Annotated in this window: 15 protein-coding genes; 14 read left to right on the top strand and 1 reads right to left on the bottom strand. The window is 52.3% G+C overall.

The annotated features are described in order from the left end of the window. The first annotated feature begins 38 nt into the window (after positions 1-38). From V5J35_RS08615 to V5J35_RS08550, 14 genes are read left to right on the top strand one after another with little or no spacing between them, the layout of a single operon-like run. Positions 39-359, top strand: coding sequence for a DUF2190 family protein (locus tag V5J35_RS08615; protein WP_354010858.1), 321 nt, complete (start codon positions 39-41; stop codon positions 357-359). Further along, on the top strand, positions 359-667 hold the full coding sequence (locus tag V5J35_RS08610; protein ID WP_354010857.1) for a head-tail joining protein: 309 nt from the start codon (positions 359-361) through the stop codon (positions 665-667). The genes V5J35_RS08615 and V5J35_RS08610 overlap by 1 nt, the downstream gene beginning before the upstream one ends. Continuing rightward, positions 667-1,197, top strand: a complete 531-nt coding sequence (locus tag V5J35_RS08605) for a phage tail protein (protein ID WP_354010856.1) — start codon at positions 667-669, stop codon at positions 1,195-1,197. Before V5J35_RS08610 ends, V5J35_RS08605 begins: the two co-directional genes overlap by 1 nt. Positions 1,198-1,215: 18 nt before the next feature. Then, entirely contained in the window at positions 1,216-1,590 is a 375-nt protein-coding gene (locus V5J35_RS08600; RefSeq protein ID WP_354010855.1) for a hypothetical protein, read from the top strand. A 33-nt stretch (positions 1,591-1,623) separates the two neighbouring features. After that, the gene (locus V5J35_RS08595; protein ID WP_354010854.1) at positions 1,624-2,046 is read left to right on the top strand and encodes a phage tail tube protein; all 423 of its coding nucleotides are present in this window, start codon (positions 1,624-1,626) and stop codon (positions 2,044-2,046) included. A gap of 1 nt (position 2,047) precedes the next feature. Beyond that, on the top strand, positions 2,048-2,404 hold the full coding sequence (locus V5J35_RS08590) for a hypothetical protein (protein WP_354010853.1): 357 nt from the start codon (positions 2,048-2,050) through the stop codon (positions 2,402-2,404). A gap of 38 nt (positions 2,405-2,442) precedes the next feature. Then, positions 2,443-2,688, top strand: coding sequence for a phage tail assembly protein T (locus V5J35_RS08585; protein ID WP_354010852.1), 246 nt, complete (start codon positions 2,443-2,445; stop codon positions 2,686-2,688). Beyond that, complete coding sequence (locus V5J35_RS08580) at positions 2,685-4,985, top strand: phage tail length tape measure family protein (protein ID WP_354010851.1); 2,301 nt, start codon at positions 2,685-2,687, stop codon at positions 4,983-4,985. Before V5J35_RS08585 ends, V5J35_RS08580 begins: the two co-directional genes overlap by 4 nt. Beyond that, positions 4,986-5,588 carry a hypothetical protein gene (locus V5J35_RS08575; RefSeq protein WP_354010850.1) on the top strand — a complete coding sequence of 201 codons (603 nt, stop codon included), beginning with the start codon at positions 4,986-4,988 and terminating at the stop codon, positions 5,586-5,588. Beyond that, on the top strand, positions 5,585-6,160 hold the full coding sequence (locus V5J35_RS08570; RefSeq protein ID WP_354010849.1) for a hypothetical protein: 576 nt from the start codon (positions 5,585-5,587) through the stop codon (positions 6,158-6,160). The genes V5J35_RS08575 and V5J35_RS08570 overlap by 4 nt, the downstream gene beginning before the upstream one ends. Positions 6,161-6,179: 19 nt before the next feature. Further along, positions 6,180-6,584: a DUF6950 family protein gene (locus tag V5J35_RS08565; RefSeq protein ID WP_354010848.1), complete on the top strand. Its 405-nt coding sequence runs from the start codon at positions 6,180-6,182 to the stop codon at positions 6,582-6,584. Then, positions 6,584-10,945, top strand: a complete 4,362-nt coding sequence (locus tag V5J35_RS08560) for a phage tail protein (protein WP_354010847.1) — start codon at positions 6,584-6,586, stop codon at positions 10,943-10,945. The genes V5J35_RS08565 and V5J35_RS08560 overlap by 1 nt, the downstream gene beginning before the upstream one ends. A gap of 2 nt (positions 10,946-10,947) precedes the next feature. After that, positions 10,948-12,624: a phage tail protein gene (locus tag V5J35_RS08555; RefSeq protein WP_354010846.1), complete on the top strand. Its 1,677-nt coding sequence runs from the start codon at positions 10,948-10,950 to the stop codon at positions 12,622-12,624. Between the two features lie 3 nt (positions 12,625-12,627). Next, a complete protein-coding gene (locus V5J35_RS08550; RefSeq protein WP_354010845.1) occupies positions 12,628-13,188 on the top strand; it encodes a hypothetical protein in 561 nt (186 codons plus the stop codon). Between the two features lie 4 nt (positions 13,189-13,192). On the opposite strand, the gene V5J35_RS08545 is transcribed toward V5J35_RS08550, so the two are convergent. Beyond that, entirely contained in the window at positions 13,193-14,149 is a 957-nt protein-coding gene (locus V5J35_RS08545) for a class I SAM-dependent methyltransferase (protein ID WP_354010844.1), read from the bottom strand. Positions 14,150-14,214: the final 65 nt, after the last annotated feature.

Below are 14,214 nucleotides of genomic sequence, written 5' to 3'. Positions count from 1 at the left end.
CATCTTTCTAACGTTCTGAGCGATTAAGAGGAAAACTCATGGCTAATAACTATGTACAGGACGGCGGCACTATGGAGTTTACAGCAGCCGCTGATATTAAATCCGGTGATCCGGTGGTGATCGGCGCCATTGTGGTTGTGGCACTGGCTAACGCAATGACTGGAGAGCTGTGTGTGGGGCGTGCGGATGGTGTCTTTGATCTGCCTAAAGGTGCGGGCGCTATCGGTCAGGGTGAAAAGGTTTACCTGACGTCGGGTGGCAATATTACCAAGACTGCCAGTGGTAACACTGCGGCTGGTATCTGCTGGATTGCGGCTGAAGATGCTGACGCATCGGTAGCTGTAAAGCTGAACCGCTGATGTCCCGTTTTGATCGTCTGGTTGCCCGGGTCGACGCCCGGGTGACTATCAGGTTAGGCGAACCTTTTACGGTGACGCCTGCAGGCAGTAAAGCGATTGAAGCGAATGGCGTTCTGGATCGTGACCTTGCCCGCTTTGGTGAGTACGGCGAGGTAACCGGGAAGGTCAGTATGGTCAGCTTTCCTGCTGAGGTGCTAAAGCTGAATCAGGGTGACCGGATTGAAAACGAATCCGGTGAAGCCTGGCTGATTGAAAAGGAAGAGGAAAACGACGGGCTGATGGTCAAGTACTCTTTGAGGCGTGTGTGATGGCTCAATCCATCGACCAGCAAATGAACCAGCTCAATCGCAAGATTGATCGTATGGTCAATCAGGAAACCAAAAGAGCCAGTTCAGCGGCTCTGAATAAAACCGCCGCAAAAATAAAAACAAAGGTTGTTCGTGAAGTGGCACAGGCCACCCGTCTGCCCGCTAAACATATTCGCAAGCGGGTCTACATCAAGCGCAGTAAGGCACGTACCCAGTTCGCACGGGTAACGGCTTACCGTCGGGACATTACTCTGAACAGTTTAAAACCCCGTCAGTTAAAAAAAGGCTTTTCCGCTGTAGGCAGAAAATACCCAAGCGCCTTCAGGGCCAGTGGGAAAAGCGGCAGAGAGCAGATATTCCAGCGTAAGACTCAAGCCCGTTACCCCATTGAAGTCGTTAAGGTACCCATCAGTCACCATGTAGACCGCATAACGCCAAAAGTTGCGCTGCAGATAATGAAAAGCGAATACCCACGATTGCTGAAGCATGAAATGGAATACCGCACCAAAAAACTGTCAGGCACTTTATAACCCACTTTATAAGCAGCTATGAGCAAACGTGAATCCATAAGACTGGCGGTTAAGGCAGCACTGGCACCGCTGAACATTGTTGTTTACACAGAACGCCAGATTGAAAACCCGCCCGCAGAGTTCGCTGTGATTCACATGGACGAGTGGAGCGAAGACCAGCAGGATTTTGATGGCGGTTCCGTGGTTACGTCCAGCCTGATCATTGAATACTTTGCCAACAGCGACAGTCGTGTGGATGAGATGGAAGAACAGGCCGCTGAATTATTGCGAGGTAGCAGTCTTGGCGGTGAAGTCACTGTCTTTCTGTATGAGAGCGGTCAACTGGGCGACTTCGAAAGTGGTCACCCCAGCACACTGGTTCAGACCTGGTTGGTGAAGTACCCACGCCCCTGAAAATCTAAACAATAAACCCAGAGAGGAAAAACCATGGCTACTAAGGTAAACGGTGAGTTTTACGCCAAGAACGGCGACACAGCCGTTAAAGTGGGCGGTGTGGTGTCGATTTCAGAATTGGCGCTCACCCGTAACACGGTAGACGACAACGATCTGGACAACACCACCGACGGCTATTCACACGTCAAGGGAGGTCTGCGTGATGCCGGTGAAATTAGTGTCATCCTGCGTTTTAAAAAAGGTGATGCCGGTCAGAACTTATTAAAAGCGGACTTTGACCAGGACGAAGACAAAGGTTACGAAATCCGTTATCCCGACGCGGATAAAACCCAGTTTGAAATCACCGGGCTGGTGACGGGTATCAGTACCGCAATGCCAGCAGCGGACGGTGTTCATATCGACCGCACCTACACCATTAAGCTTAACGGCGCACCCGTTGAAGGTACATGGAGTTAATATGCCTGTTGCGATCTTTGATAAGCCGGTGCTGAAAACCGAAGATGTGGAGTTCCGGGGGGCTACCTGCACCATGGCAGAACTGTCCGACAGGGACTTTAACGAACACCTGATGTTCCGTGAAAAGTCCGATGATGAGCTTTCCAGAATCGACCAGATGAGAGAACACCGACAGTGGAATATCCGTCTGATCGCCCTGTGCCTCAAGTCGTCTGTTGCCGCTGAAGTGGATGAGATTGAACAAGCGGTTGACGAGTTACCGCAAGAGGCCATCGCCAAACTGCTGGAAAAAGCCATCACCTTGAACGGACTGGATGAACTGCCCGAGGGAAACTCCCCGACCGCCGATTCAGAATGAGGCTGGCGGCACTGATGCAAGTGCTGGAATTGCCGGAAATGCCTCTTTCGACGTATCTGGATTGGTGGGCTTTTTATCACTATGAACCCTGGGGCTATTACATCAATCAATACAATATGGGTACGGTTGGCGCGCTGGTTGCCAATGGCCCATCGGTCAGAACGGACAAACGCGCCTGGCGCCCTTCTGATTTCTATTACCACGACGTCACACCAACGGTTCCCGAGCAAACAATGGATGATCAAATCTCCATGCTTCGTGCCATGAAAGGTCAACGCCTATGAGTACAGCGACGCTACAAAAAGTCCGCATCGACCTGATATCGGACAACCAGGCGTATGAGCGGGCAATGGCTCGATCCATGGCGACGAACAAGCGGTTTGCGACCAATGCCAAAAGCAATGTCGTGAGTACTAATCGTTCTGTCAGCTCATCATTCCGCAATGCCGCTACGTCGGTTGCTGTGCTTGATGGTCCACTGGGTGGTGTTGCGGGGCGTATGTCGTCTTTCGCTTCCCTTGCTGGTTCCGGAAGTCTGGCTCTTGGTGTCTTTGGTGTTGGAGTAGCAGCGGTCACGGCTGGATTATACAAAGGCGTGCAGGCATTTAGTGATCTGGAGCAGCGGCAGTTAAAAACACAGGCTCTTATAAAAGCCACCGGAAGCAGTGCCGGTTATACCGCCGATCAGCTGGACGGTATGGCACGGGCCACCGCATTGAACACGCTGGCCAGTACACAACAGATTCGGGAAGCACAGGATGTTCTGCTGACCTTCAGGTCAGTATCCGGTCCGATCTTTAAAGACACCATCGAACTGTCACAGGATCTGGCAGCAGTGATGGGGACTGATGCCAAGCAGGCTGCTTTGCAGCTGGCCAAGGCACTGGAAGAACCCACCATCGGGTTATCTGCCCTGCGTCGTTCAGGTGTGTCATTCAGTGAGTCAGAAAAAGAACTCATTAAGGATCTGGCCGAAACCAACCGGCTGTCTGAAGCACAGGCGTTGATTCTGGAAAAGGTGCGTAAACAGGTGGGTGGTGCCGGTTCTGCGGAAGCCGGAGGATTAGCCGGTTCTGTGGACACTCTGTCCCAGCGTTGGCAGGAGTTCCTTGAATCACTGGGTAAAACCTCTGGTGCAGCTGAAACATCCCAGTGGTGGATAGACCAGCTTGCAGGCAGCATGGACGGTCTGCGTCGCATGATTGACCCGACAGAAGGTGAGCGGGTTCTTGAACTCATGCGCAAGCGCCGTGAGGAAGAACAGTTTCTTCAGGAGCTGGTGTTTGACCCAAGCGGCAATCGTCAACGGGGAGCAGAAGCCCGAATCTCACTCATTGACAAAGAGCTGGAACAGATCAGGCAGGTGCGAGCCAAACGCTTTGAAGAACAACGACAGGCACAGGAAGCCGCCCAACAAGCCGAAACAGACCGCATTCGTGAAAACAACGAACAGCAGGCAAAGGAGGCAGAAGAGAAGCGCAAAGCCGATCTGGACGCCAGTCACCAGCAGTCAGCCAGAATATTAACCAACCTTGAAACCCAGCTGGCTAATGAAGAAGGGCGACTGAAACTGTCCTATGAACGCCGTAAGGAACAAATTGACCAACTGGTGTTGTCTGAACAGCAGGTTCGGCAGATGGGTTATGACAACCTGAATCAGTTACAGCTTGCCTACCTGGCTGCCAACGAACAGAACTACGATGCCGCCCTGCAGAAGCGCAGGGACAAAGATCAGGCAGAACAGGAGCGTCTACAGGCAGCCGCAGAAGCCAAGCGCCAGAAAGAACTTGAAGACCAGCAACGGCAGCAGGAAGAGGCCGACATCTGGCTGGAAACCCTGCAGCAGCAAAACATAACCAAGCTGGAACTGTTGGCAGAACAGAAACAGCAGGAGCTTGATCAGGCTGAAGAGTATCGGCAAAAAGGGCTGTTCAACAAAGATCAGCACCGGCGTGCAGAACAGGAGATCGACAAGAAATACAATAAGCTGGGCGCTGACTACCAGCGCAAGCAAACACAAATGGAACTGGCTGCCAAGGGTAAGGTTTACGGTGAACTGGCAGAGTTGGGCAAAGCGTTTGCCGGTGAGCAGTCAGCACTTTACAAGGGGCTGTTTGCTGCATCCAAGACGTACAATATTGCAGAAACCCTGATGAACAGTGCCGGTGCAATTTCTAAAGCATGGAATAGCGCGCCGTTTCCCGCCAACCTTGGTCCCGTCGCAATAACTGCTGCCAAGACCGGCGCGCTGACTGCGTTGGTTCAGGGCGTAGAGCTGGCAGGTATGGCACATGACGGCATCGACAGCATTCCAGAAGATGGCACCTGGCTGCTGAAACGAAAAGAACGTGTAGTTGATTCTCGCACTAACGAGGACCTGAAACAGTATCTCAGTAGTCAGAATAAAGCCGCCAACCAACCCATCCAGCAAATTACCTTCTCCCCCCAAATTATGGTTGAATCCGGCGCTGGACAGGACGCAGACGCCCAGTTTGCCGAAAAAGTCGCTGAACAGGCATACAACAAAGTTTATGAAGACGTGACAACCGGCGGCCCTATTCGCACGGCAATGGGAGTATAAATGAGTACACTCACCTGGCCACAAAACCTGATTCCCAACAGCCAGCAATTTTTCCCAGTCTTCACCACCCGAAAATTCCCATCCCCGTTCACTGGCACCAACCAAACTCTGGAATTTCCAGCCTGCAGCTGGAACTGCCAACTGACGTTTAAAAATCTGGACCGGGAAGAGCTGCGCCAGCTGGAAACCTTCCTGATCCAGTTACGGGGCGCTGCGGGACGGTTCCGCATTGGCGACCAGACGAACGCTGAACCGCGAGGACTGGCGGAGGGAACCCCTGTGGTGGATAGCGCAAACCAGACCGGCGGATTGCTGAAAATCAAAGGCTGCACTCCAAACCAGAACTTTCTTCTGGCAGGCGATTACATCACGGTGAATAACGAACTCAAGCGACTGGTGGCGGATGCCAACGCTGACATTGAGGGAAAAGCCTCTTTGCGATTTGAGCCGAACTTGCGTCAGTCTCCCGCCAACGGAACAGCGGTCATCGTTCGCAACACCTACGCCATTATGCGACTGGGTGACGATAAACAGGGCAAGTCCAAACGGGTTCCCCTGCACGCATCAATGACGCTGAATCTGGTGGAGGACATCTACCAATGATTGACCCGGCACTGAATGCAGCACTTAACCGTCCTACGGTTCGACCATTGATGCTGGTTGAAATTGTCTGGAAAGAAGGCGTTACCCGGGTTCATTCCGGATTAGGTGACTATCAGTACAACGGTCAGACCTTCAGAGGCCTGGGCGATCTCGGGAAAGTCTCAGTCATCAAACAACAGAACGGCGAAAGCCCTTCCCGGTTGAACCTGACCCTGTCGTCTTTTGATGATTCGGTACGGGGGGAAGCCCTGTCAGCCCGCTATGTCGGTCAGCCGGTGAAACTCTGGTTAGCGGCACTGGATGACGATCACCAGATCGAAGCCAGCCAGATGTTGTGGCACGGCGCTATCTCTGACGGTGGTGTGGTGGTCGGGAAAAACAACAAAATCACCCTGACCGTTTCCAACCGGCTGGAAGACTGGGACAAGGCCCGGGCCGACCGCTACACGGATGAATCCCATCAGGCTCGTCACCCCGGCGACCGCTTCTTTATATATGTTCCCGTGATGGCGGAATACCCCATTCACTGGGGCAGTGATAAAAACTCCATTCCTCTCAAAGACTCCATCTGATCTCACCTGATCCCAAACAATGAAAAAACAAAACTGGGTTATCGAGCTGGCTCGCTTTATAGAGTCCCGTCGAAACGTGCCTTTTGCCTGGCATGAAAACGACTGCTGCACCTTTGTTGCGGATGCCATTCTGTTGATCACCGGCATCGATGCCGCAGCGCCCTATCGTGGTCATTACACCACAGCAACCGGTGCTTACCGTGCGCTCAGGAAATACGGCGACGGCACAATAGCCGGTGCCTGGTCTGCCTGTTTTGAAGAAATCCCCGTTTCTGATTTAGGTCGTGGAGACGTGGCACTGGTTAACGTGAACGGTTTACCGGCTTCAGCCCTGTTAATGGGGAACAAACTCTGGGCGGTTTCTAAAACGGGTTTAATCACACTTCCGGTGACCGAAGCAATCAAAGCCTGGAGGGTTGAATAATGCCTCCAGTTGTCGCTGCTGTTGCCGTGGTGGGTGCTGGTGCCGCCGCTGCCGCCGGTGTCATTACCGTTGGCACTGCACTGGCTGTGGGTGCTGTTGCCATTGCTGCCACTTCACTACTGAATAAACCACCGATGCCAACGGTGGGAGCCGCCAGCACCTCACCGGCAGAACGGAAGCAGGTCATCCGTTCCGCTGCGTCGCCCATGGTGGGTATTGTCGGAACCTCACAGATCAGTGGTGTCCTGACGTTTGCTGAAGAGGTCAAAGACAAGGACGAGCTGAACATGGTCGTGGCGCTGGCTGGCCACACCAAACCGGCAGGACAGAAGGTAGTTCAGTCAGTCAATAAGGTGATGATGGACGATGAGGAAATTCCTCTGGGTTTATCTCACGGTGACAAAGTGTATGTCAGGGTGTATGACGGGTCACAAAATTCTATCAATGATATCGGTTCGGAACTGCGCAACCTGCCCAGCTGGCGCAATGATATGGTCGGTAAGGGCGTCTGTTTTGCCCATATTCGTTGCCGGTACGATCAGGAACTATTCCCCAGTGGCCTGCCGAATTTTGTGTTCGAACTGGACGGAACAGGCAGTGTGTCGCTGTCGTCCGATGCCGTGTTGAATTATCTGAGAAACAACTTTAATGCCGCTGATGATGAAATAGATTTTGCGTCTTTTAATGTCGCCCGCTCCATCTGCGCTGAAACCATCAGCAATGGCAACGGAGGCACTGAGCCCCGCTATATGTGCGATGGTTCGTTCAACTACAGCGAGTCACACAAACAGATTATCGACAAAATGCGCGTCACCTGTGCCGGCCAGCTCACGTACATCAATGGCAAATTCGGGTTACGGGTTGGCGCTTACAATGGCCCTGCTGATTTTGTCCTGACAGAGAAAGACATTATTGGTGATGTATCCGTTAAGCCTCAGCCCGACCGGCGCTCACTGATCAACACCTGCAAAGGCAAGCACGTCTGGCCGGATGCCAAGTTTCAGGAAGTGGACTTTCCGAAGATCCAGTCTGAACCCATGCTGGCTGAAGACGGTGAAGAACTGGAGAAAGACCTGAACCTTGAGTTTTGCCACAGCCCATACCAGTGCCAGCGACTGGCCGCCAACGATATTACCCGGGCGCGCCTGCCCGTCATCACCGTACCCTGTAACATGCGCGCCTTTGAATGTTTCCTGGGTCGCAATATCAAACTGCATATACCCACTATCGGTTATGAATATAAAGAGTGTGTGGTGGAAGGCTGGGCGCTGAACCCGGAGAATGGGGTAACACTCACACTGCGGGAAGATGGCCCGACCGTCTGGACCGATATTGTCGGGCGAGTGCCGATCCTGCCCCCTGATGTGAACTTACCCAGCCCGAAAGAGTGTCGGCCTGTATCCAACATTGTACTGGCAGAACTGGAGGTCGACGGTGTCTGGGAATCCCGCATCACCTGGGATCATCCACACTCCGCATCGGTGTATAAATACCGTGTGGTGCTGGAAAAGTCGGTTAACGCCAGCTGGGTGGAAAAATTCAACGGTGATGTGGCGAGCCGCTTTTTTGTGATCAGCAACCCGGTGTCGGGGGATTACCGGATCTCCATCACTGCCGTGAATCGGTTTGATGTGTCGTCCAGTGCCGTCGTTAAATCCCTGTCGATGAACGTGCCTGAAATCATGTTGGTAGGCATTGCTGCCACTGTTGATAACAGCATTTACCCGGCGACGGCGTTAGTGATTGGTGACGTGGAAGGCATTGACAGTTTTCCAGCCAACTCCATTATTTACGAAACCGAAACCAAAAGCGGTGCCAGCCAGTGGCTACCCGCCGGCAAAGGTACCGCTCCCAGCAGCCGCTTAACCGGTCTTGACGAAGGTCAGCACGATATAAGAATGCGTGCCGTGCCGCCATTCGGTGAGCCATCCCAATGGCATCAGACGCAAATTACCGTATTTTCTGTTGAACAGCCCAGCCAGCTCACCTTTACTCCTGACAGCACCCTGAACCATTGGGGGCAGCTCAGCTGGTCCGGTGCTGGCCAGAGCTGGGAAGTTGAAGTCCGGCAGAGTACGCAACTGTTACGGACACAGGAAAATGCTCTCTGGCACTCCACCACGACCGACCACAAAATCTGGCTGAACTGGCAACCCCCCGGGGATTACGTGATCACTGTTCGCAGTCGGGCCGGGCAACTGGCGTCGGAGTGGAGTGAAATTAATGTCGAAGTAGCTGACCTGTTACCGCCGACCGACCTGTCGTTTACTGGCGATGACAGCGGCTCAACCGGCGGGCTGGTCAGCTGGCAGTCTGCTGATGAGCGTATGGAAATGTGCGAGCTGGAACTGTTGAACGACCAGGGCGAAGTACTGCATACCGCCGTCACTGGTTCACCACAGGCCATTATTCCGGTTCTGGCGCCGGGCGAATACAGTGCGCTGGTGCGTTGTCGCTGGCGGGAGCATTTAAGCACCTGGGCATCACTGGTTATTACCGTGACCGATTCGGTGTCAGCCCCCTCTGATTTGAAATTTAGCACGACGGGCGAAACCGCCTGGCAGGGTGAACTGATCTGGAATCCTTATGGTCTGCCCAGTGAGCTGGAGATCATTAACACCAACACCACTGAAACCGTCCTGAGCCTGACACTATTATCGGGCTATCATCATCTGTCGTTATTGCCGGTGGGGAGTTATCAGGCACGGGTCAGGACTATTGGTACCTGGTCGCAATCCCCATGGATCAGCACAACCATTGTCGTTGGTCAGCCGGACACCCCTGATAACCTGCAATACCGTGAAACGCCTGACAATGTGACCACGGCGGGTCAGCTGTATTGGGAAGGCTCCACCAGTGCGGGTGTATCCGGTTATGACGTGGTGATCACCGACAGTAACAGTGCCACGGTATTAGCGACCAGAGTACAGAGCACCTGGCTGGATATTGGCAATATCGCCAACGGTCAGTTTACGGCTCAGGTTCGGGCAGTGTCGTTACTGGCTGCTGAGTTCAGCGACTGGATCAGCACCAGCTTTACCGTTTCCCCACTGGCGTCACCCATCAATCTGAGCGCCGTGGAGAAACTGGTGGAAACCGGCACCGGCTTCACCTCTCAGATCACACTGAAGTGGCAGGCAAACGACACCCGTACACAATCCTATGATGTTGAGTTCCGGCTCGTGTCGGTGACAGCCTGGGGTGGTTTGTACTCCGGGCCATCCAACACCGCCAGCCGTAACGGACTGACCGCAGGGGATTATCGTTTCCGGGTGCGCGCCATCAATGGCGGCATGGAATCGGGCTGGGTGGAAACCTCGCTGACTGTAAGAGGCATTGAAACCGCACCAGACGACATTACCGGCTTGCAGCTTTCAGGGCTGACCGGCGAACTGGCGCAACTAACCTGGGACCCAATAACCAGTGTGGACGTAATCAATGGCGGATCTGTTCAGGTAAAACATTCTCCGAAGATTGGTAGCGCTGTTAACTGGGCAACAGCTAACTCTATATGGGAAAGATTGCCGGGTAACACCTCAATGGTAACTGTTCCGCTACTAACAGGTACCTACCTTGTAAAAGCCGTGAATCCCGCTGATTTCTGGTCAGTAAATGCTGCCTTGGTTGAGTCCAATATGGCGAGCCTGAAGGGGTATAATCGGGTGGTGGAGCGGGACGAGTCGGACGGCTGGCCGGGAGAAAAGAACAAGGCGGTCATTGATGTGGGTGGCTCGTTGACGTTGTCGGAAACTCAAGAAAATTCAGATCCTCCTTATTACATCATGGAATCCCCCCTCGACCTGGGCGCCCTCTTCACCGTCCGCCTGCACCTGGAATGCGACGGCACAGTCTACGAACGGGACACCATCGACGACCGAACCGACCCCATCGACAACTGGGAAATGTTCGATGGCGCTCAGGCGGGTGGAACCGGCCTTCAGTACCAGGTATCCACCACGAATGACGACCCCGCCGACGCCGCAGCCACATGGACAGACTGGACCCAGTTTTTTGTAGGTGACTTCCGGGCAAGGGCGTTTAAACTGCGGATCGTGCTGGCGAACCCAACCCCTTCAGCCGCTGGCACATTAAACGGTTTGCGTCTGGTGGCGGACGTACCTGACCGCACTGAAACCCACACGGGTGTATCGGCTCCCGGTAACGGTTTACCCGTCAGTTATAAAACGCCATTCCTCGCGCCCGCTATGGTCGCCATTACAGCCCACGGCATGACAACCGGTGACTATTACCGGATCACCAACAGCACCGCAGCTGGTTTCACCATTCGCTTCTATAACAGTTCTGGCTCAGGCATTGCCCGGGACTTTGACTTTGTAGCAGTATCCTACGGAGAGGGTTAACCATGGCCGTCACTGACGACTTTTATATTGAGAACCAACCCGGCGCGCCTACCCGGTCGGAGATGAACACCATTTTTGCGGCGCTGGCTACTTGCAATGCTGGCAGTAATGAACCACCGAACCCACAGGCCGGTATGCTGTGGCTCGACACATCGGCATCACCCTGGATGCTGAATCGCAGGAACGCCCAGAACACCGGCTGGATTGAGTTCTACGACACCAGTAACCAGCCTGACAAGGCGGCTGTCGGTTTGCCCCTGGTCGATAACTTCTCATCGACATCCAGCCTGACCGATGGCAGCCCTTCCAAGTTCAGCACCGCTAAGGCTGCTAAGGACCTGGAAGATAAGAAGCTGGATAAAAGTGCTGTTGCCGCTGATTCAGCCCAGTTGGGCGGTATTGATGCTGGCAGTTACGCGCTACAAACTGGCGACTACTCAGGGCTACGTGCCAGGGGAACCACACAAGCTGATGTAGGCTTGCCAAACGTCGCCAACTATACGGCGTCCAGCTCCATCACCCTGAACAACAACAAAAGCTATGCCCTGAGTTCTGCCGTTTACACACTCAACCAGAACAAACTGGGCAAGACGGAACAGGCGGCAGATTCGCAAAAGCTGGGCGGCAAACTACCAGCAGCGTTCGCCCAGTCGGTTCACGATCACGGCGCTTCAGACCTTCCCACCGGCACCACATCAGCAAAAGGCATACTGCAGATACTCGACAGCGTGACCAGTACCAGTAAGGGCTATGCTGCATCGCCCAACTCAGTACGGACGGCTTATAACCGGGGTGATGAAGCTTACACACTGGCAACTACGGCCAACAATACCGCTAATGCGGCTATGCCAAAGTCGGGTAGTGATTTGTCTGGTTCGCTCAACTACACACCCGATACCGGTGTTATTATCAAACTCGATGGTAAACCGGTGCTGGAGCGACATACTAAAAACGGCGGCATTAGCTTTGGTGCTGACGATGCAGTGATTATCGGCTCTGGTGAGTCCCGGGCGCAGACGGCTGCCAATGTGAGTCATAGCAGTGAAGTACTGCATTTGTCGTCTGATAATGAAGTGGTTGTTCGAACTAACCTGCAGGGTGGCTGGGGAGACAGGAAAGAGTTTTATTATGAGAAGGACGGGGGGTTTAAGCCGGCTAATGCTGCGAAGACACGGCAGAATCTGGATGTACCAACAAAAGGCGCAGGAAGAATCGTTGGTGAAATTGTTGAATTCGGTTTTGATGAAGTACCGGCGGGCTTCTTCATCATGAATAATACTCGAGTCATCGGCGGAATGCTTGAACCTGCTTATCAGGAATTGCGAGATAAGTGTCTTGGTAAGTTTATTCATCAGGATGGTGATGATTTTATTGTTCAGGATATGCCGCATTTCAGGCGGGGTAAGGGTTCGTCGGGTCGCGTTGTGGGAGTCTATGAAGATGACGCTATCAGAGAAATAACAGGTGGCTGGCCTTCGTATGATCCTATAGACAAAACACCAGCAAACGGTGCGTTTAGAAATACATACGGTTCGTATGTACAGTCAGGCTCTGGACCGAACCAAGGCTGGGAACAATGGGTTAACTTTATGGCATCTCGTGTTGTTCCAACAGCACCCGAAAACCGGCCTAAATCTCACACAGTCTTAGTCGGCCTCTATCACGGCGTAGGAGTGTAAATCATGGAATGGTACCGTTACAGCGAAAAAACAGGCGAGTATCTCCACCCTGTATCACTAAACAAAGACCCTCTAAATCCTGGTAAATATTACCCGTTGGAAAATGCGGTGCCAGATGAGCCGTTGCCTGAGAAAGAGGGTTTTAAATCTGTCTGGTCAAACGGTTTATGGGTGTATAAAGAGGATCATCGTGGCAAAACCGCCTATAACAAAACCGATAAATCAAAGCTGGAAATAAAAGAACTTGGCTCAATCCCTGACACTCATACTGATCAGCAGCCCGAAGAATTTGATGAGTGGAACGACACAAAAAGTGGCTGGATACGCAACAAGAAGAAGGAGCGGGAACACCTGTATGCAGTTGAACGTGCCTGGGCGATGCAAGAGCTGGTTATTAGTCGCGACTGCCTACTGATAGACTTTCCGATCTCCAAAGAAGGGCAGGCGGCAATATTGGATTACCGGGCAAAGCTGCGCAATCCTCAACGAGAAGAGCACCCAAAATATCCAGATAAAAGCTGGAGGCCGCAGTGGCCTGAGGGTGTTAAGCGGCCTGCTACATAAAAAGTCAGAACGGTTTATGGATGATGAGTCCCATTGAAGTCGTTATAAATCCTTCCAGTTTTAGCTTCAGGTGTGGTGATGCAGCATACGGAGGCAGGTCTATATGGCGGTCTACTGGGTGAGCCCCCGGATTGAAGTTCAATTCAGAAACACGATAACCAAGAGATGTCAGCCTGTCTTTTAATAATTCTATATCTTGCCTACGATATATTGAGCAAACTTCAGTTTCAAAGGTGTCGTCATTTGAACTCAAGTTAAATTCTGTTGTATGAACAGAGACGCCACCTGCAGATAAACATTTCATCGATCTTTCGATAAAGTCTAGCCCATGCTGTAGAGAACCCAGATGCTCCAGAGCACACGCTGACCAGACAAAATCAAATCCGGTCAAATTGTCGGGTATATCATTCATATTGACGGGCTGAAACCTAACGTTTTTTTGAAAGACCTTTTCATCACATATTTCAGCAAACCGTAACTCATCCATGTTGCTTGAGTGCTGGCTCGTATCGATCCAGCCTTTAGCTGCAGATTCTGCTTTTGGAAGATCAGTAGCTAAAACTGAGCAGCCATGTTCTGCCATAATCGCGGCTAATGGCTCTTTACCACAGCCGAAGCCCAGGCCTTTTGTCCCTGTAGTTAGTTTTCCATTTTGTTTTAACGCTTCAAGAATATAAACATATTCCCATTTTTTCCTTGATAGGGTTGGTGGAGTTTTCATAACCTTGCACCACTGCGCATAAACAGGGTCTACACATTGACTCACTGTACACAATTGGCTTTTTAGGTCTGATAAATAGGGTTCTTCTCTCTCATCGGTATAAAGGAAGGTTTCACCAGAAGGGCGCTTTGTTAGGTCTTTAGCCGTCTTGTAGCGCCAATAGCCGTTATAAAACGGTCGCAGTGTTTTTTTGATAACAGGCTTCGACCTTGCCCAGTTTGCTACCTTCGAAACAACCATATTTGACGCTCATTGTTTTTGTATTTTTACGGTTGATTATTCCATACAGGGCTGCCGCCCAGCCA

It is taken from the genome of Endozoicomonas sp. NE40 (assembly GCF_040549045.1).
GTDB classification, from domain to species: domain Bacteria; phylum Pseudomonadota; class Gammaproteobacteria; order Pseudomonadales; family Endozoicomonadaceae; genus Endozoicomonas_A; species Endozoicomonas_A lisbonensis.
Note: the sequence above shows the minus strand (reverse complement) of the source record. Positions and strands in the feature narration are given on the sequence as shown.

Bases quoted from the DNA above. Each gene is read 5' to 3' on its own strand.
- V5J35_RS08615 (WP_354010858.1), top strand. From the start codon at position 39: ATGGCTAATAACTATGTACAGGACGGCGGCACTATGGAGTTTACAGCA.
- V5J35_RS08610 (WP_354010857.1), top strand. From the start codon at position 359: ATGTCCCGTTTTGATCGTCTGGTTGCCCGGGTCGACGCCCGGGTGACT.
- V5J35_RS08605 (WP_354010856.1), top strand. From the start codon at position 667: ATGGCTCAATCCATCGACCAGCAAATGAACCAGCTCAATCGCAAGATT.
- V5J35_RS08600 (WP_354010855.1), top strand. From the start codon at position 1,216: ATGAGCAAACGTGAATCCATAAGACTGGCGGTTAAGGCAGCACTGGCA.
- V5J35_RS08595 (WP_354010854.1), top strand. From the start codon at position 1,624: ATGGCTACTAAGGTAAACGGTGAGTTTTACGCCAAGAACGGCGACACA.
- V5J35_RS08590 (WP_354010853.1), top strand. From the start codon at position 2,048: ATGCCTGTTGCGATCTTTGATAAGCCGGTGCTGAAAACCGAAGATGTG.
- V5J35_RS08585 (WP_354010852.1), top strand. From the start codon at position 2,443: ATGCCTCTTTCGACGTATCTGGATTGGTGGGCTTTTTATCACTATGAA.
- V5J35_RS08580 (WP_354010851.1), top strand. From the start codon at position 2,685: ATGAGTACAGCGACGCTACAAAAAGTCCGCATCGACCTGATATCGGAC.
- V5J35_RS08575 (WP_354010850.1), top strand. From the start codon at position 4,986: ATGAGTACACTCACCTGGCCACAAAACCTGATTCCCAACAGCCAGCAA.
- V5J35_RS08570 (WP_354010849.1), top strand. From the start codon at position 5,585: ATGATTGACCCGGCACTGAATGCAGCACTTAACCGTCCTACGGTTCGA.
- V5J35_RS08565 (WP_354010848.1), top strand. From the start codon at position 6,180: ATGAAAAAACAAAACTGGGTTATCGAGCTGGCTCGCTTTATAGAGTCC.
- V5J35_RS08560 (WP_354010847.1), top strand. From the start codon at position 6,584: ATGCCTCCAGTTGTCGCTGCTGTTGCCGTGGTGGGTGCTGGTGCCGCC.
- V5J35_RS08555 (WP_354010846.1), top strand. From the start codon at position 10,948: ATGGCCGTCACTGACGACTTTTATATTGAGAACCAACCCGGCGCGCCT.
- V5J35_RS08550 (WP_354010845.1), top strand. From the start codon at position 12,628: ATGGAATGGTACCGTTACAGCGAAAAAACAGGCGAGTATCTCCACCCT.
- V5J35_RS08545 (WP_354010844.1), bottom strand. From the start codon at position 14,149: ATGGTTGTTTCGAAGGTAGCAAACTGGGCAAGGTCGAAGCCTGTTATC.